17 protein-coding genes are annotated in these 16,347 nt (G+C 61.9%); 10 read left to right on the top strand and 7 right to left on the bottom strand.

Translation table 11 applies throughout. The annotated features are described in order from the left end of the window. The first annotated feature begins 179 nt into the window (after positions 1 to 179). Positions 180 to 1,775, top strand: a complete 1,596-nt coding sequence (locus A3AI_RS0100285) for an NAD(P)/FAD-dependent oxidoreductase (protein ID WP_024513641.1) — start codon at positions 180 to 182, stop codon at positions 1,773 to 1,775. Further along, on the top strand, positions 1,772 to 2,227 hold the full coding sequence (locus tag A3AI_RS45900) for a c-type cytochrome (protein ID WP_245286795.1): 456 nt from the start codon (positions 1,772 to 1,774) through the stop codon (positions 2,225 to 2,227). Before A3AI_RS0100285 ends, A3AI_RS45900 begins: the two co-directional genes overlap by 4 nt. 238 nt (positions 2,228 to 2,465) lie before the next feature. On the opposite strand, the gene A3AI_RS0100275 is transcribed toward A3AI_RS45900, so the two are convergent. Both A3AI_RS0100275 and A3AI_RS0100270 read right to left on the bottom strand, forming a co-directional pair. Continuing rightward, positions 2,466 to 2,756 (bottom strand): DUF3551 domain-containing protein, encoded by a 291-nt coding sequence (locus tag A3AI_RS0100275; protein ID WP_084800790.1) that lies wholly within the window; start codon positions 2,754 to 2,756, stop codon positions 2,466 to 2,468. A 104-nt stretch (positions 2,757 to 2,860) separates the two neighbouring features. Further along, on the bottom strand, positions 2,861 to 4,681 hold the full coding sequence (locus A3AI_RS0100270) for a tetratricopeptide repeat protein (RefSeq protein WP_024513638.1): 1,821 nt from the start codon (positions 4,679 to 4,681) through the stop codon (positions 2,861 to 2,863). Positions 4,682 to 4,922: 241 nt separating this feature from the next. Between A3AI_RS0100270 and A3AI_RS0100265 the strand changes: the two genes are divergently transcribed. The 5 genes from A3AI_RS0100265 (at position 4,923) to A3AI_RS0100245 (ending at position 9,818) form a co-directional block, all read left to right on the top strand. Continuing rightward, a complete protein-coding gene (locus A3AI_RS0100265) occupies positions 4,923 to 5,420 on the top strand; it encodes a RidA family protein (protein WP_024513637.1) in 498 nt (165 codons plus the stop codon). 320 nt (positions 5,421 to 5,740) lie between these two features. Then, positions 5,741 to 6,925: a M20/M25/M40 family metallo-hydrolase gene (locus A3AI_RS41930; protein WP_198030040.1), complete on the top strand. Its 1,185-nt coding sequence runs from the start codon at positions 5,741 to 5,743 to the stop codon at positions 6,923 to 6,925. A 62-nt stretch (positions 6,926 to 6,987) separates the two neighbouring features. Continuing rightward, complete coding sequence (locus A3AI_RS0100255; RefSeq protein WP_024513636.1) at positions 6,988 to 8,217, top strand: ABC transporter substrate-binding protein; 1,230 nt, start codon at positions 6,988 to 6,990, stop codon at positions 8,215 to 8,217. Between the two features lie 158 nt (positions 8,218 to 8,375). Continuing rightward, on the top strand, positions 8,376 to 8,840 hold the full coding sequence (locus A3AI_RS0100250) for a hypothetical protein (protein ID WP_024513635.1): 465 nt from the start codon (positions 8,376 to 8,378) through the stop codon (positions 8,838 to 8,840). A 159-nt stretch (positions 8,841 to 8,999) separates the two neighbouring features. Continuing rightward, positions 9,000 to 9,818, top strand: a complete 819-nt coding sequence (locus A3AI_RS0100245; protein ID WP_024513634.1) for an aldo/keto reductase — start codon at positions 9,000 to 9,002, stop codon at positions 9,816 to 9,818. A gap of 72 nt (positions 9,819 to 9,890) precedes the next feature. Here A3AI_RS0100245 and A3AI_RS0100240 read toward each other — a convergent pair whose 3' ends face one another. Continuing rightward, positions 9,891 to 10,106 (bottom strand): hypothetical protein, encoded by a 216-nt coding sequence (locus tag A3AI_RS0100240; protein WP_024513633.1) that lies wholly within the window; start codon positions 10,104 to 10,106, stop codon positions 9,891 to 9,893. 487 nt (positions 10,107 to 10,593) lie between these two features. On the opposite strand from A3AI_RS0100240, the gene A3AI_RS47150 reads away from it, so the two are divergent. Beyond that, entirely contained in the window at positions 10,594 to 10,878 is a 285-nt protein-coding gene (locus tag A3AI_RS47150; RefSeq protein ID WP_156927581.1) for a hypothetical protein, read from the top strand. A gap of 162 nt (positions 10,879 to 11,040) precedes the next feature. Here A3AI_RS47150 and A3AI_RS0100230 read toward each other — a convergent pair whose 3' ends face one another. Together A3AI_RS0100230 and A3AI_RS0100225 are read right to left on the bottom strand one after the other, a co-directional pair. Beyond that, the gene (locus tag A3AI_RS0100230; protein ID WP_024513632.1) at positions 11,041 to 12,147 is read right to left on the bottom strand and encodes an FUSC family protein; all 1,107 of its coding nucleotides are present in this window, start codon (positions 12,145 to 12,147) and stop codon (positions 11,041 to 11,043) included. 21 nt (positions 12,148 to 12,168) lie between these two features. After that, on the bottom strand, positions 12,169 to 13,119 hold the full coding sequence (locus A3AI_RS0100225) for an HlyD family secretion protein (RefSeq protein WP_024513631.1): 951 nt from the start codon (positions 13,117 to 13,119) through the stop codon (positions 12,169 to 12,171). Between the two features lie 257 nt (positions 13,120 to 13,376). Here A3AI_RS0100225 and A3AI_RS0100220 point away from each other — a divergent pair, with 257 nt between their 5' ends. Continuing rightward, on the top strand, positions 13,377 to 14,246 hold the full coding sequence (locus tag A3AI_RS0100220) for a LysR family transcriptional regulator (protein WP_024513630.1): 870 nt from the start codon (positions 13,377 to 13,379) through the stop codon (positions 14,244 to 14,246). Between the two features lie 89 nt (positions 14,247 to 14,335). Here A3AI_RS0100220 and A3AI_RS0100215 read toward each other — a convergent pair whose 3' ends face one another. Continuing rightward, positions 14,336 to 14,791 carry a hypothetical protein gene (locus A3AI_RS0100215; protein ID WP_245286794.1) on the bottom strand — a complete coding sequence of 152 codons (456 nt, stop codon included), beginning with the start codon at positions 14,789 to 14,791 and terminating at the stop codon, positions 14,336 to 14,338. A gap of 230 nt (positions 14,792 to 15,021) precedes the next feature. On the opposite strand from A3AI_RS0100215, the gene A3AI_RS41925 reads away from it, so the two are divergent. Next, positions 15,022 to 15,330 carry a helix-turn-helix domain-containing protein gene (locus tag A3AI_RS41925; RefSeq protein ID WP_024513628.1) on the top strand — a complete coding sequence of 103 codons (309 nt, stop codon included), beginning with the start codon at positions 15,022 to 15,024 and terminating at the stop codon, positions 15,328 to 15,330. Between the two features lie 96 nt (positions 15,331 to 15,426). On the opposite strand, the gene A3AI_RS0100205 is transcribed toward A3AI_RS41925, so the two are convergent. Next, a complete protein-coding gene (locus tag A3AI_RS0100205; RefSeq protein ID WP_198030039.1) occupies positions 15,427 to 16,347 on the bottom strand; it encodes a transporter in 921 nt (306 codons plus the stop codon).

The raw sequence follows: 16,347 nt of genomic DNA, 5'->3' as shown, positions 1-16,347 counted from the left end.
TATTAATTTAATCTTCCTGTGCCCGCTCTTCGCGGGAAGAGGAGCGCGCAATCGACCTTAGTCAAATGTCTCCATCAAGAACGCGTGTTGTGCAGAGCACGCACCGAAGCGTTTTCTTGACAGACGCGGCGTGAGCCGTTTCTTTTGTCGCCCACAGGTTTGGGGCGATCGAAGATCAGATGCAGGATGAGCCTCTCACGGTCCGGCGACGGGACCTGCTCTCGTTGATCGGCACGATGGCCGGCAGCGCCGCGATGTACCACGCGATGACGGCGCTCGGTTTCGCCTCGGAATCCCGTTACGAAGGGCCAATCCGGCTGGAAGGCGATCCGAAAGGCGCCTCAGTGCTCATTCTCGGCGCGGGTCTCGCCGGCATGACGGCGGCGCTGGAGCTGCGCAAGGCCGGCTACAAGGTTCAGGTGCTGGAGTTCAACGGTCGCCCCGGTGGACGCAACTGGACGCTGCGCGGTGGCGATACTTTCGTCGAACTCGGCGGCTTCAAGCAGACCTGCGCCTTCGACGACGGCCTCTACCTCAACCCCGGGCCGTGGCGGATTCCCTATCATCACCGCGCGCTGCTGGATTACTGCAAGCGGCTTAACGTGATGCTCGAACCCTTTATCCAGCTCAATCACAACGCGTACTTGCATGCCTCGCGCGCCTTCGGCGGTGTGCCGCAGCGGATCCGCACGGTGAAAGCCGATTTCCAGGGCCAGATTTCGGAGTTGTTGGCGAAAGTCGCAGGCCAGGGCAAGCTGGACGAGGTCGTCTCCAAGGAGGACAAGGAAATCCTTTTGCTCGCGCTGAAATCCTGGGGCGCACTCGATCGCGACTTCAAGTACAAAGCGAGCCTGCTCGCGTCCGAATATCGCGGCTATGCCAAGCCGCCGGGTGGCGGGCTGTCGGCCGCGCCTTTGCCGAGCGACCCGCTGGCGTTGTCGGATATTCTGAGGTCGCGGCTGTGGCGGTATTTGGAGAATTTCGCCAGCTACAATTTCCAGACCACGATGTTCCAGCCGGTCGGCGGCATGGACATGATCGGGAAGGCGTTTGCGCGCGAGGTTGGCGATGTCATTCGCTATCATGCCAAGGTCACGGAGATCTGGCAGAATGACCGCGGCGTCACCGTGACCTATGTCGATGCCAGGGATCCCGCACAACCGCAGAAGGCGACCGCCGACTGGTGCCTGTGCACGATTCCGCTGTCGATCCTGAGCCAGTTGCCGATCAATGTGGGTGCCACGATGAAGGCGGCGATCGACGCCGTGCCTTATGCGGGATCCGTGAAGGTCGGGTTGCAGTTCAGGCGGCGGTTCTGGGAGGAGGATGACGCGATCTATGGCGGCATCAGCTACACCGATCTTCCAATCCGACAGATCGGCTATCCCAACACTGGCTTCAACAAAAGCGGGCGCGGCGTCCTGCTCGGCGCCTACCTGTTCGAGGGCGCCAACTCCTTCGAGTTCACCGCCATGCCACCGGATCAACGCGTGGAGCGCACGGTCGAGTTCGGCGCGGCGATCCATCCGCAATACAAGTCGGAGTTCGAGAACGGCATCGCGGTCGCCTGGCATCGGGTGCCGTTCACGCTTGGCTGCGCCGGCTACTGGTCGGAGGAGGCACGCAAGCAGCACTATCGCAATCTGTGCGAGATTGACGGCCGCATCCTGCTCGCGGGCGAGCACGCCTCAGCGCTGCCAGCCTGGCAGGAAGGCGCGATCCTCTCCTCGCTTGATGCCATCGGCCGGCTGCATGAGCGGGTGATCAAGACATGATGTGGCACGCCAAGACCATGTGGCACGCCAAGACCGGTATGAGACAGGCCGCAGGCGTGGCGTTGGCGGCGCTGTCGTTGCAGCTGATCTGGCCGGCGCAGGGCGCGGACGATTCCCTAGCCCCGAAAAGCCACACCTTCTCATCAGGCTATCGCTTCGTCGAAATGAGCGGCGAGGAGCTTTACGTCAATGTGTGCCGCGGCTGCCACATGGTCGATGCGATGGGAGCGAGCGGCGCCGGCAGCTATCCGTCGCTCGTCGCCAACCGCAATCTCGAAGCGAGCGGCTATGCGATCGATCTCGTGCTCAACGGCCGCCGCGCCATGCCGCCCTTTGGCGAGATGATGAGCGACGACCAGATCGCGGCGGTCGTGAACTATTTGCGCACGCATTTCGGCAACAGCTATCAGGATGCGGTCACTGCGAGGGACGTGCAGAGCGCGCGCAGGTAGCCGTGCCGTGGCGCACCGGCTGGAGCTAAAGCGCGATGAGGTTTGGTTGAATCGTCATCGCGCTTTAGGTCTTTGATTGAGCATGATCTTTTCGGAAAACCGCTACACACTTTTTCCGGATCATGCTGTAGTGTCGCGCGAAACGAAATGAGGTTCGGTTAATCGCCGTTAGGCGTCACCTCTCCCCAGCGGGGAGAGGTGCAGGAGCGTCCCGTTCCCGACTCGAACTGGCTCAAGTTTAAGATGGCTGCGTCCGCTTCTTGCGCCGGCCTGGCTTGGGTTGGGGCTTGGCATAATACGGATTGACCACGCATTGGGCGGCCCGGCCGGATGCCGACGCCTGACACTGTGGGATCGATGTATAGCCGCACTCGAAATAGTAGTGCACCATGTCGTCATAGACCTGAAGGCAGACCGGGTAGTTCGGATCGTAGGTCTGGGAACGCGCAGGCGCGGCCATTGAGACTGCCGCGGCCAGGGTGATCCAGGCCAATGTTCGGACGAGGGTGTGAGGTCGTGTTCGATTCATGCTGAGGTACCGCTTGTTGGCTGCTGGATTCCTGGCTGCCGATTCCAGCTGCTGATTCCTGGCGCCCGATGTAGCGCGCAGTCTAAGCCTGTTCGGAGTGCGTGTTAATTTTTTGTCGCGACGAGCGCGGCGAGCTCCGCGCGCGCCCGCTCGACCACGCTCGCATAGTCGCGGGCCTCGTTCTGCCGGAACAGGCGAACGCTCGGATACCAGGGGCTGTCGTCGCGATCGAGCAGCCAGCGATAGTCTGGCGTGTGGCACAAGAGAACCCAGGTTGGACGGCCGAGGGCCGCGGCGAGGTGGGCGACGCTGGTACAGACCGTGATCACGAGATCGAGGCAGGAGACGAGTGCGGCCGTCTGCACAAAATCGGTGAGATCCGCGCTAACGTCGATGATGGTGGACTCGGCCAGCGCGGCCTTGTCCTGCGGCCTCGGCTCTTTCTGCAGGCTGACGAAGGTGGCATCGACGTCGAGGATCCTGGCTAGTGTCGCAAGCGGCATTGATCGGTTGTGGTCGTTCGCTTGCCGGGGATTGCCTGACCAGACGAGGCCCACGCGCAGCCGGTTTCGGCAGCCGAGGCGGTCTTCCCAGGCCTGCACGCGATCGGCCGGCGGAGGCGGAAGATAGCCGAACCCGTCCGGAATCGTCGTAAGCGTGGTGGCGAAGGCCAGCGGCAGGCTCGAGATCGGGCAATGCAGATCGAAGGCCGGCAGCGCGCCTGATTTCGACACGCATTCCGCGACGCCGGAAATGCCGGAAAGCAGCGGACGGACCGCGTCCGCAACCGCGACAACGACGCGTGCGCCGCGCGCGGCAACGGGCTGAAAATAGCGCGCGAACTGGATGGTGTCGCCAAGTCCCTCGTCGGCATAGAGCAGGATGGTCTTGCCGGCGATATCGCCCTCGCCGAGCCATAACGGCTGGCGGAATTTCGGGTAGGGCGCAGCATGCGAGGGCAGCCGAAAGCGCGCCTCGCGTCCCGCCCAGCCTTCCGCGAAATTCCCCAGCAGCAGGTTCAATAGCGCAAGGTCCCAGGTGGCCTGGGCATTCTCAGGATCGATGTGTCTGACGCGGCCATAGACGGCGACGGCCTCATCGAAGCGATGCAGCTGGGTCAGCGCGAAGGCCTTGTTGTTGAGCGCCTCGACGAAATCGGGCCGCACCTTCAGGGCGGAATCGAACCAGCTCAAGGCTTCCTCGGGACGCCCGAGCTCCGCGAGGTCACGTCCGAGATTGTTTTGAATATGGGGATTTTGCGCATCGAGCGCCTGCGCACGCCGGTTGTCGCTCAAGGCGTCGTCGAACCGCTTGAGGCCATGCAGCGCCATCGCGCGAATGTGCAGTGTCGGGGCATCGTCCGGCTTCAGCCTTTTGCAGATGTCGAGACAGGCCAACGCTTCGTCGAAACGCCGCTGCTGCTGCAACATCACGCCGGCCTTATACGCCGAATCCCAATGGACGGGATCGATCGCAAGCGCGCGCTGAAAGCTGGCAATCGCGTCCGAAAGTCGGTTGCTCTCGATGCAGGCGTTGCCGAGATTGTTCCACAGCGATGCGTCGTCCGGCCTGAGCTGCACCGCCTTGTCGAACACAAGCAGCGCGTCGTCGTGCCGCCTGAGATTGAGCAGCGCGGTGCCAAGCAGCGTCAAATAGGCCGGCCGCGGGTCTTTTCGGATCGCCTGCGAAATCCATTCGATGGCATGGTCGAACTGCCCGGCGTTGAAGCAGACCAGCGCCATGAGATGCAGAGTCTCGGCGTTTTCAGGATCTCGTTCAAGCGCCTGCCGGCAGCTGAGCCGGGCGTCCAGATGCCGCCCCGCACGCAAATGGCCGAGAACGGTCTGGTAGAGGGTAACGCCCACGGCCGCCGCAGGAGCGGCTTCCACTGCCTCGGCGATGGCCTGACGGTCGCGACGGTCCATGATTTCAAGCGTTTCGAGACGGCCCTGGCGGGCGATCTCCGGGTGATTCTCCGCCCGATCATAAACGATCCGACTGCTGCGCGCGCCAATCCTTCAGAAAGAACGCCCGCTGCTTCATTTTTTTGCAAATCCGGATCTCAAATCCGAGTTCTCAAATCCGAGTTCTCAAATCTATGTCAAACTGATCCAATATGCTTTTGCCGACATCGCCCGGCCACCCCATCAAGAGCAGGAGAACCTGATGAAGTCCAGATTCCTGACCGCGCCGATAGCGCTTCTCGCTTGGCTATCGGCCTTCGACGCTGCCTCCGCCGATGTCGTCAGGCACCCTATTCCCAACTCCACCTTCCCGATCGCGCAGGCGGTCGAGGTCCCGGGCAACGTCACGACCTATTACATCAGCGGCCAGGTGCCGCCCGTCGTCAGCAAGGATGCCGATCCCGCCACCCCGGCCGCCTATGGCGACACCAAGACTCAGACCATCGGCTCCCTCAGCCGCATCAAGTCCATCCTGGAGGGCCTTGGGCTTTCCATGGGCGACGTGGTCAAGATGCAGGTGTTCCTGGTGCACAGCGCCTCGGCGCCGATGGATTTCAAGGCATTCATGGAGGGCTACACCCAGTTCTTCGGCGGCAGTCAGCCCAATCTGCCGGCGCGCTCGGTGGTCGGCGTCGCAGCGCTTGCCAATCCCGGCTTCCTGGTCGAGATCGAGGTGATCGCGGTGAAGAATGCGAAATAGGCGGTCCGCGCCTGCACAAACGATTGGGCTTGCCGGCTTGCCAATGCACGCGGCTGCAGCCACAAATTGTTCAGAGTTCATTGACCGGAGTCTCCGATGTCCCGATCCGCCGCCCACCTTGCCTTGGTCTCGACCGCGCTTGTCGCGCTTGTGTTCGCTGCACCTGTCCAGGCGGACGAGCTGAGCCCGCAGCAGCAATTCGCCCGCGACATCTACAAGGAGCTGGTCGAGATCGACACCACGACCGCGACCGGCGACACGCTGCTCGCGGCGCAGGCGATGGCGGCGCGGCTGCGGGCTTTCCGGATGAGGACGTCCAGGTGTTTTCGCCGGCACCTCACAAGGGCAATCTGGTGGCGCGGCTGCATGGCAGCGGCGCGCGCAAGCCGATCCTGCTGCTGGCGCATCTCGACGTTGTGCCGGCGCTGCGCGAGGACTGGTCGGTCGATCCGTTCAAACTGACCGAGAAGGACGGTTACTTCTACGCGCGCGGCTCAAGCGATGACAAATACATGGCGTCGGCCTTCGTCACCAACCTGATCCGCTACAAGCAGGAGGGCTACAAGCCCGACCGCGACATCATCGTCGCGCTGGAAACGGACGAGGAGATCCTCGATGCCAACGCGCTCGGCATCCAATGGCTGATCAAGAACCACCGCGACCTGATCGACGCCGAGTTCGCGCTCAACGAGGGCGGCGGCGTCGGCCTGGAGAACGGCAAGGCGACCCGCGTGTCCGTGCAGACCACCGAGAAGGTTTCGGTGAGCTTTGCGCTCGAGGTGCGCGACCGCGGCGGCCATTCGTCGGTGCCGCGCAAGGACAATGCGATCTACCGTCTCGCCGAGGGCCTGGTGCGGCTGTCGAACTTCTCCTTCCCGCTACACCTCAACGACACCACGCGCGCCTATTTCGACCATGTCGCGCAGCTCGAGGGCGGCCAGACCGCGACCGACATCCGCGCCATGGTGGCGGACAAGCCGGACACGGACGCGGTGGCGCGGCTGTCCCAGAGCGCGGGCTACAACGCCCAGCTCCGCACCACCTGCGTCGCCACCATGCTGAGCGGTGGACACGCCGTAAACGCGCTGCCGCAGACGGCTGGCGCCAAGGTGAATTGCCGGATCATGCCGGGTGAGCCGGTCGAGGAGGTCAAGGCGACGCTGGAGCGCGTGCTTGCCGACGACAAGATCGCGGTGACCCAGATTGACAAGGGCGTGATCAGCCAGCCCTCGGCGCTGAACGAGGAAATCCTCGGATCGATCGAGAAGCTGTCGGCGGAGTTCTGGCCGGGCGCGGTCGTGGTTCCCATCATGAGCGCGGGCGCCACCGACGGCAGCTATCTGCGCAATGCCGGAATCCCGACCTACGGCCATTCCGGCATGGCCAATGACGTCAGCGACCTCCGCGCCCATGGCAGGGACGAGCGGGTTCCGGTCAACTCTTTCTATCGGGGCGAGGAATATCTTTACCGGCTGGTCAAAATGTTGTCGGGTGGCACGTCTTAAATTGGGTGCGTGGCAGGGCATTCCGCTGCCTCGCACGGGGCGCGTGCGTAAGGTCAGTTGCGATGCGGATCAGTTTCAAAACAATCGCGGCGCTCCTGCTGCTTGCAGTATCGTCAGGCAATCCCGTCGTTGCGGGTGAAGTCCTCGACGTCGACATCCGCATCGGCAATGTCATGCCCTATACCGGAGAGCTCGCCGCCTTTGGTACCATCGGCAAGGCCGAAGCTGCCTATTTCTCGATGATCAACGCGCAAGGCGGAATCAACGGCCGCAAGGTCAGGTTCATTTCCTATGATGACGGCGCGGATCCGGTGAGGACGCGGGAGCAGACCCAAAAGCTCGTCGAGATCGACAAGGTGCTTCTGATGTTCGGCTCGTTCGGCACGCCGGAAAATCTCGCGGTTCGCTCCTATCTCAACGAGCGCAAGGTCCCACAGCTCTTCCTCGCTTCAGGCGACGACGAATGGAACCACCCGAAATCATTCCCCTGGACCATGGGTTTCCCGCCGAGCTTCCGCTCCGAGGGGCGCATCTACGCCAATTATATCCAGGCCTCCTATCCGGAACGCCGCATCGCGGTGCTCTGGCAGAACGACCAGTTCGGCCGCGACCTGTTTCGCGGCCTGCAGGAAGGGCTCGGTGACTGGTCACGCATGATCGTCTCCGATATCGCGGTCGACGGTACGGAGAAGTCGATGGACGCCCAAGTCGACGTCTTGCAGAGCTCGGGCGCAGAGATCGTACTGCTCGATGTCGCGCCGCCAATGGTGGCGCTGGCGCTGCGGCGCATGAACGACATCGGCTGGCATCCGGTGCTCATGCTCGACAATGCCTCGGCCTCGATCGCGCATTCGCTGCGGCCCGCCGGACTGGAGAACGCGATCGGCGTGATCTCGACGGCCTTCCTGAAAGACGCCAGCGATCCCGCCTGGAAAGACGATCCGGGCATGCAGGCCTGGCGGGCGTTCATGGACAAATATTATCCCGATGGCGACAGGGCCGACGGCAACGCCATATTCGGCTATGCCGCGGCAGAGACGCTGACCGAGGTGCTGAGGCAATGTGGCGATGACCTGTCGCGTGAGAACATCATGCGCCAGGCGACTGCGTTGAAGAATTATAGCCCCTCCGTCGCACTGCCGAGTATTTCCATCAACACCGGGCCGTCCGACTACCGCCCGATCAAGCAGATGCGGCTGGTGCAGTTCGACGGCTACACTTGGCAGCCGATCGGCGAGGTCGTTGAAAGCGCCTTTGTCGGCACCACCACGGGGCAGGATCGGCCCAATTGAAACCCCTTGGGTCTCAAGCCGTTAATACGGATGCCTAAATTTGCCTGCTGCGGCAGGGCCGCACAGCAACCCTTGACGGCATGTTTACGTCTGGCAGGCGGCGGCTTGCCTTCCTAACTAGGGCATAGTTTCCTTATTGCACGTTTCAGGAGGCCGGAATGGTCCTGAAAGCTATTGTCCCGGTCCTGGTCGGCGCCGCGCTGGTCGCGTGCAGCGTGGCCTCGGCGGCTGATGATCATCCGGACGAGTTCCTGGGCCTCGACCTGTCGAAGGCGTTGCTGTCGCCGAAGCCGCTGGGTCCCGTGAGCACCTTCGCGCCGGTACCGGTGGAGGCCAGAAGCGATACGAAGAGCGATACCGTATCCGGCGTATTGCCGCACAGTGACGCCAGGAAGATCGCGGTCGAGCGTGTGAGGGGCGTTCCGGTGCGTAACAAGCTGACCTCCGCTGCACGCCATGACGGCCGCCTCGCGCGGGCGCAAGGCGAGAAGCCGCGCGGTGCCGCACGCGCGCGTCTTGCGCACCGGCACGGCGATCCGTTGAACGCCCAGGCCATGGACACCCGCATCCAGAAATGGCCCTGCAATCCCGACAATGGCGGCATCTGCGCCTGGCAGCGCTAGGCCAGTAGCCGCCCCTAGATCCCGGAAGGCTTGATCCGCCTCGCGCGCTCCGGCCACACTGGCTTTAGCCGTCCCGCCGGCTTAATCATCTTCAATCGTTGTTTTCGCAATTGGTGCCGGCTTTTCCGGCGCTGAAAATCCGGCTTTCGGGGAGTGACCATGGATCATCTGCAAACTCAGGGTATCAACCTGCCGCGGCTCGGGCTTGGCACCTATCGCATGCAGGGCGATGCCTGCCGCGCGGCGGTCGAGAGCGCGCTGGCGCTGGGCTACCGACATATCGACACCGCCGAGATGTATGCCAACGAGGAGGCGATCGGTGCAGCGATCGCGTCGTCCGGCATCGCCCGCAGGGATCTGCATGTCACCACCAAGGTCTGGGTCGAAAACCTCGCCCCCGACGCGATCCGGCGCGCCTTGGATACGAGCCTGAACAAACTCAGGCTGGAGGCAGTCGATCTCTATCTGGTGCATTGGCCCTCGCGCAGCATGAATTTGCCTGATGTGTTCAAGACGCTCGGAAAGCTGAAGGAGGAGGGCCGCACCCGCGCCATCGGGGTTGCCAATTTCACGCTCAAACTTCTGAAGACGACGGTCGAGGAGATCGGGGCGCCGATCGCCTGCAACCAGATCGAGCATCACGTCATGCTCGACCAGTCCAAGGTCAAGGCCTATCTCGACGTCAGGAAGATTCCGCTGATCGCCTATTGTCCGCTGGCGCAGGGCCGCGCTGCGTCCGACGAGACGCTGATCCGCATCGGCAAGAAGCACAATGCGGCGGCCGCGCAGGTCGCGCTGAGGTGGCTGCTCGACCACGACAATGTCGCCGCAATCCCCAAGGCCTCGCGCAGGGAAAGCCAGCAAGCCAATCTAGACGCCTTGAAGATTGCGCTCGACGACGACGACCGCAAGGCGATCGCGCGGCTGCCGAAAGACAAGCGCTTTGTCAGCCCCGGCTTTGGGCCGGACTGGGATTAGAGAAACCTGACTTCGCGATTGCACCAAAAAGAATGGCCCCTTGTGGGGCCATTCTCATGTCGTGCCTCAACGTCAGTATGTGTCGTGCCGACGCTCGACAACCACGCCGCGGTCGCGGTGACGCCAACCCTCGTGGAAGCCGTAGTCGCGATGCACGCGATACTCGGCCCGTGCATCGAACGGGTGATAGTGGTGCCGCTTGATCACGACCGTCTCGGCGCTCGCGATCGAAGGCAGAGCCAAAGCCAAGGCGCCAAGCGCGGCGACGGCGTATCCAATCTTCTTCATTGTGTCCTCCTCCAACTGAATGCAGCGTCAACTCCACGGCGAGGTGCAGCGTTCCGAAGGAACTGCAGGAAAATGCAGAAGAATTCTGAACAACCGTTCAGCTTGGCAGCGAGGCAGCACCTTCGAGGAAGGCCCGCGCCACATCAAGAATGCCCGGGGCGTCGGGCAGCGTGTCGTGGGTGGCCGGCGGCAAGGTCGCCTTTCCCTGGCGGTGCAGCACCCCGCCGACTTGCGAGCAACGGCGGCTATTCGCGCAAAGCGGATACCACACGTCTCTGCTTTTGTAGTGCTGCTCCCGCTGATGCAGGTGTTGACGCCGTCGCGAGCTGTTAGAGGCGCCGAGGCGCGAAATATTCCGCTCCCCACATGCACACGGTTGTGAACCGCGAAAATCTGGATCTGCGTAATGGCGGCGCTCCCAATGCGTAAAGACTCTAACGGACGCACTTCGCGCTCGTCAGTCGAAATCAATCAAGGAGTGATCCACATGAAAACATCTTTCAACATCGTCGAAATGGGACCGTCGGCCTCTTGGCGTATTGGAGCACATGCGATGCGTTTCGCTTTGGCTTTAGGACTATCGATCGTCCTGAGTGCTTCCGCCGAAGCCGCAACCATGCATCATCATCACACGCGCCATTACGTCATCATTCCACCAAACGTGGCCTCGAGCTTCGCGACCGTTCCGGGTTGGGCATCAGCACCGCCGCCGGCCCACTACGACGGCGCCCCTAGCTACAACGACCCGTCGAAAAACGGATGTTGCGGCTGAACGCAGTCCGGGAAAATCTCGACCTCTGCGGGCTCATTCGGGCAACCCCGCTTTCCGAAGGCCCTCGATCATCAGCCTTCCGTTTGATCGGCCGCCCCGGGGCGATACGCGAGCAATCGTCCGCCGACATTGGAAGGCAACGGTTAGCTTCCGTCGGGGATGCTATCTGTCTTCAATCAACGGCCAAACGAAGATCGTTAGACACAGCATGGCGGAGCCGATTGCGATGCCAAGTAAACGCTCCAGCCCAGGGGTAATATCGGTGATCGGAGCTGGTCCCTGAACAAGAGTGATGAGGAGCCCAAGCGTGAATTGCGTTCCGAGATAGTTGATCTCCCGTCCTGTCTGGATATGGTAGCCGACCCAGGTGCCGGCAGCGAGGGTAAGGACGGTTACCGGCAATCCTGTGCCGAAGAAACCAATAGAGATAAGTGCGACCGCGCTACCAAGGAGGCATCCGAGCGTCCTGTGGACCATCCTCTGGTGGATCGTAGCATATCGACGTTCCCCTGCCGCCGTCGCCGGGACGATCATAATGACGTATGATGTGATAGCGGTTTGCGAGAAATCCTCAATGCTGAACCATCGCCAGACAAGGGGAAGCAAGGCGACGGCCAGCGCAGCGCGCGTACTATGCTCAAACAGCGACCAATGCTCTCGCAACCAGTCCTCATGCAACACATCGCGCAGAGGTCCGCACCAGAGCATGCCGTTGGCGCGTTGTTTCTTGCGGCTTGCCGTATCTGAGAACAGGCTTGAAACAACAAGGCAGGCGCACGTGCCGACTGTGATTTCTGCCACTCGCGTGGCTGCAAAATGTACGACCAAGTCCGGCGCAGCCAGCGCCTCGGTGATTACCATGCCGGCCGTAAGGCCAAAGAACAGCCATGCATAACTGTATTTGGTCGCCAGGGACTGAAAGGTTCCGACCCACGACACGAAGAAGAGGAACACCATCAACAACAATGGGTCATCCGCCGCCCCGGGCGCGAGCACGAGGCCCAGGAGCGCTCCTCCGGCAGTGCCGGCGATGCGCATTAGTCCCCGCGGGAATGTCTCGGCGACACTGCCACGCATCACCATGAAGCCGCTGAACGCCGCCCAGGAGAGATCATCAAGGTTGAGAACGGTGGCCGCCGCGACAGCGACCAGCACCGAGAGCACCGGTTTTGCTGCCTCTCTGGCGCGTGGGCCACACAGCTCGAGCGACTTGAGCTCACGTACCAGCGCTCGCGGTATGGGACGCAGGGCCGATATCAGGAGCGGCATCGTCGATTGCACCCTCTCGTTTCAGTAAATGACAAGGACCCGGGCGTCGGCCCCCATGAAGAGCTGGTCACCGCCGGGAGAGTCGAGAAGCGTGAAACGAACTGGAATCCGTCGCTCCAGGCGAATCCAGTTCACGGTTGGAGACACGTAAGGCACCAGTGCCTCGCTTCCCGGCTGACGACTGATGCCGTGCGCGATACCCTGGATGCGGGCTCGGTAGAGATGCCAGGGATGGCTATCGAGCCAGATCCAGGCGAGGCCGCCGGGACGCAGGTGTCGCAGATAATATTCCTTGTAGTTGGCAACGACGCGCCAGGCATTTCCATCGACGATCGCAACCGCCGCCTGGCTCGTGGAAACCATGTCGCCGGATTGAACGGCAAGATGCGTCACGTAGCCGTCAACGGGCGCCACGACTTTGGTTCGGCTCAAGCGCCATTCGGCGAGAAGACGTGCGGCATGGGCCGAGGTGGCGGCAGCCTTATCCACACTGAGGGTCTCTTTCGCCTTCTGCATGGCGGCTTCGGCCGCATGTTGCTGGGCCACGCTTTGCTCCTCCGTGGTCCGCGTCTGGTCGAGCGCCTGGATGGAGATCGTACCGGACTGGCCAAGCGGCGTGTCACGGCGCAGATTTGACGCGGCAAACCTGGCTGCGGCATCCGCCGATTGCTTCTGCGCCCCGAGAACCTGCAGCTGGGCCCGGTCAACCGGCAGCTGCGCCTGACTGCGGGCCTCCTCCGCGCGCGCCTGCTCGACAGCCAGCCTGAAGGGAACCGGATCGATGGTAAAGAGAATCGTTCCTCGCGCCACCCATTCGTTGTCCGTCACATGGACGGCTTCGATCGGGCCCATTACTTCCGGCGTGATCGATACGATATCGGACGTCAGGTATGCGTCGTCCGTGTAGGCAAACAGATAGCCAGATATCCACCACGCGAAGGAAGCCGCCGCAAGCACGAGCAGAAACAGCAACGCGTGCTGGCGGTGCGAAAGAACGCGTGATCGATCGAACTCAGGTCTCGCGGGTAGCGATGGTGCAGCAACCGGGAGACCAGGTTCCTTGTTCCTGACCGCTGGCTCAGGGACTTGCCTTTCAGGCCGGGCTTTCAGCTTCTGGTCCAATTTCGATCATCCAGATCAATCGGGGCCCCGGATAAGCGATATTTGATTTCAATAAACATGCAGTCAAATATATAGCGAATACGTTCTTGATAGCTTTTGGCACTGGCATGGAACTGCGCCACGTCCGCTACTTCCTCGCGGTTGCCGAGGAGCAAAACTTCACACGCGCCGCTGCGCGCGTTGGAATCGGGCAGCCGCCGCTGAGCCAACAGATCAAAGATCTTGAGGCCGAAGTCGGGGCTCTGCTCTTCCATCGCATTCCCCAAGGTGCCGAACTGACCGAGGCAGGGCGCGCATTTCTAGAGAACGTACGGGTCATGCCCATGCAGGCGGAGCGCGCCATTCGAGCCGCGCAAAGAGCTGCGCGGGGTCAAATCGGCTCATTGCGGGTGGGCTTTACAAACTCGGCACCGTTTAATCCGGTTGTCACCTCGACAATCCGATCGTTTCGACGAGCTTACCCCGATGTGCATCTGACACTGGAGGAAGCAAACACATCCCGCCTCGTTGTTGACCTTCGGGAAGGGGAACTGGACGCGGTGTTCCTGCGCCCCGATGAGGGCGGGGACGATCTGCAGTTCCGGCGTCTCTCCAACGAGTCGATGCTCGTCGTATTGCCTGCAAACCATCCGGTGGCGAAGTCGAATGAGATCGATCTTATCCGGCTGAAGGGGGATCCGCTCATTCTGACGCAACGCGGATCGGCTTGGGTTGACACCGTGATCAGGGCCTGTCGGCGGGCAGGCTTCGAGCCGACCCTCGGGCAATCCGCGCCGCAGATCAGCTCTGTCGTCAGCTTGGTGGCAGCTGAGCTTGGCTTTTCGCTCGTGCCGGCGTCAATGCGCCAGCTTCATGTAACGGGCGTCACCTATCGTGAGGTCAAAGGGGACGCTCCAATCGTGCACTTGGCTCTGGCGTTTCGGCGTGGCGAGACCTCGAAGATCGTCCGCAACTTCATTGCCCAGGCCGTGGCCTGAAGGCAGGTAACCAAGTCGGACCGAAAGCTCAAATCCTGATCGTTTACACCAGCGCTTTTGTTCGGTCCGCCATGCCGCTGTGGCGTCGCTCACTCGCATTTGTGTTGCACGGACGTGGGCCTCCTGGTGGCGACGATCTTGCTGTCCTTGATGGAATATTCGCCCTTCTCGCTACGGTTATAGATCGCGCGCAGAGTGCCATCCTCGAGCATCATCAAGCCGTATTCGCGTTTCTGCCTGATCGTGGGGAAGTAGACCTCGAGCTTCAACAGACCATCGGTCGACACCTCGGCCGCCAGCACCTGGTTCTCGTCCTTGATGTCGCCGAAGTCGCGGCGGAACAGAACGCCGCCGTCGGGGCCGATCTCATAGGCCAGCACCGTGCCGTCGGCGTGATCCGGCGCCAGCGAGCAGTCGATCGACCACGGTCCCAGCAGCCCGAATTGGCGCACGGTCTCGGCGATCGGATCATCGGCAAATGCAGAAGATGCACAGCTTCCAAGCAAAGTCAGTCCCAGCGCGAGCCGGATGAAGCGTCGGTTCACGTCTTGCGTCCCCCTGTCCGTCCTGCCGTTCGACGAAGTCCAGCATCCACTCGCGGACGCACATGTCGGAATTTTGGCGAGAGCGCAGGGGCGATCTATCGCTCCCCGGTAGGCTGTTAGCGGGCTTACCGCGAATTTGATCCGCATCAATGCGGAAGCCCCGGCGTTGCCGATGATGTCGATCGAACTCCACGGCCACACTTGACCAACCACACTTGACCAACCAGCCAATGTCCTCGCTTGCATCGGTGCTTTCCGGTCCAACCGCCCGGGTCTCGCTCGACGGCCGGCCTCTCACCTATTCCGAAAGCCTGTTTCTGAAACAGCTCGGAGACCGCGTGCGTTCGACGCGCCTGCGTCGGGGCCTGTCGCGGCGCGAGCTCGCGCGCCGGTCGGACATTTCCGAACGCTACATCGCCCGCATCGAGGGCGGCACAGGCAATGTTTCCATCGTCCTGTTGCTGCGCATCGCTCAAGCGCTGCGCGGCGCCGAGGCGGTCTCAATACTGGGAGGCGCGTGTTGGGAGAGCTGGTTTTAAAGCTTCGGTTTTGATTGAATCAGAACCGAAGCTCTAGATTCTTGTTTTGACGCGTTTCCTTCACGCGAACCGGTGTCCACTTCGCTCGAAAACGCTTTAGAACCGAAACGAGATCCCCGAATAGATCTGCGCTTTCGGTGAAGTCTTGTTCAGGCCGAGATTGAGGCCGACATCGACAATGGTGTGCTCGTCGAGCTTGTAATTTGCGCCGAGATCGAAGGTGTAGACCGGCGGCGTTGCCGGGTCGGTGCCGGTGGATGAAAAGAGCTCGACCACTGCATTGGCACCGTCGAGGCCGGGGACGGGGTGGCTGACGCCGATCAGGTTGACGAAATTGGTGTAGCGGCCGTTGCCGGTGGCGGTCTTCAGCACGTCGACTTCGGTCATCAGGGTGATGATGAAGTCCTCCGGGCGCAGGGCGAACGGCGCGATCAGGCCACCTTCCACCGCCCCGTTGCTGATGAACGGCGCCGATGACGGCAGCTTGACATAGGGAATGAGCGCAAAGCCTGCTGGCCCGGCATCATTGCCGAACAGGTTGATCTTGCTGCGCAGAAACACGTCGCCAAAGTCGGTGCCCGCGAACGTATTGCGGCCGGAAGCGATGTCGAACAGACGCGAATATTGCAGGCCGTTGAACTGGACCTCGACATCCATCCAGTTGGTCACGCCGAGCTTGACGGTCGGGTCGAGCGCCTGGATGCTGCGGGTGATCGTGCCCTGATAGTTCGAATAAGTGGTATTGACGAAATCGGTCTCGATCTCGACATGGCCGGCATCCACGGTGCGAACCGAAAAGCCCTTTGCCGGGCGGTCCGGCGTGAACTTCCGCAACTCGTCATCGGGCGTCGGGTTGAAGAGGGTGTAGCCGCTTTTATCGGGAGGTGGGGCTGAGGGTGATGTGGCATCATCCGCGCGCGCCGGTTGCGCGGCCGCCAGCCCGCTGATCGCGAGACCGGCGAGTGCCGCCGCGAGCCGCGCAGAGGCGCAGTTTCGCCTGTTAACGACGTGCACCAC

It is taken from the genome of Bradyrhizobium sp. Tv2a-2, assembly GCF_000472425.1.
Lineage (GTDB): Bacteria > Pseudomonadota > Alphaproteobacteria > Rhizobiales > Xanthobacteraceae > Bradyrhizobium.
The sequence above is the reverse complement of the archived record's forward strand: the minus strand, read 5'-3'. Positions and strand labels throughout refer to the sequence as shown.

Coding starts and splice junctions, on each gene's coding strand:
- A3AI_RS0100240 (WP_024513633.1), bottom strand. CDS start 10,106: ATGAAGAAGATTGGATACGCCGTCGCCGCGCTTGGCGCCTTGGCTTTG.
- A3AI_RS0100255 (WP_024513636.1), top strand. CDS start 6,988: ATGCGGATCAGTTTCAAAACAATCGCGGCGCTCCTGCTGCTTGCAGTA.
- A3AI_RS0100245 (WP_024513634.1), top strand. CDS start 9,000: ATGGATCATCTGCAAACTCAGGGTATCAACCTGCCGCGGCTCGGGCTT.
- A3AI_RS41925 (WP_024513628.1), top strand. CDS start 15,022: ATGTCCTCGCTTGCATCGGTGCTTTCCGGTCCAACCGCCCGGGTCTCG.
- A3AI_RS0100285 (WP_024513641.1), top strand. CDS start 180: ATGCAGGATGAGCCTCTCACGGTCCGGCGACGGGACCTGCTCTCGTTG.
- A3AI_RS0100265 (WP_024513637.1), top strand. CDS start 4,923: ATGAAGTCCAGATTCCTGACCGCGCCGATAGCGCTTCTCGCTTGGCTA.
- A3AI_RS0100275 (WP_084800790.1), bottom strand. CDS start 2,756: ATGAATCGAACACGACCTCACACCCTCGTCCGAACATTGGCCTGGATC.
- A3AI_RS0100230 (WP_024513632.1), bottom strand. CDS start 12,147: ATGCCGCTCCTGATATCGGCCCTGCGTCCCATACCGCGAGCGCTGGTA.
- A3AI_RS0100270 (WP_024513638.1), bottom strand. CDS start 4,681: ATGGACCGTCGCGACCGTCAGGCCATCGCCGAGGCAGTGGAAGCCGCT.
- A3AI_RS0100250 (WP_024513635.1), top strand. CDS start 8,376: ATGGTCCTGAAAGCTATTGTCCCGGTCCTGGTCGGCGCCGCGCTGGTC.
- A3AI_RS47150 (WP_156927581.1), top strand. CDS start 10,594: ATGAAAACATCTTTCAACATCGTCGAAATGGGACCGTCGGCCTCTTGG.
- A3AI_RS45900 (WP_245286795.1), top strand. CDS start 1,772: ATGATGTGGCACGCCAAGACCATGTGGCACGCCAAGACCGGTATGAGA.
- A3AI_RS0100220 (WP_024513630.1), top strand. CDS start 13,377: ATGGAACTGCGCCACGTCCGCTACTTCCTCGCGGTTGCCGAGGAGCAA.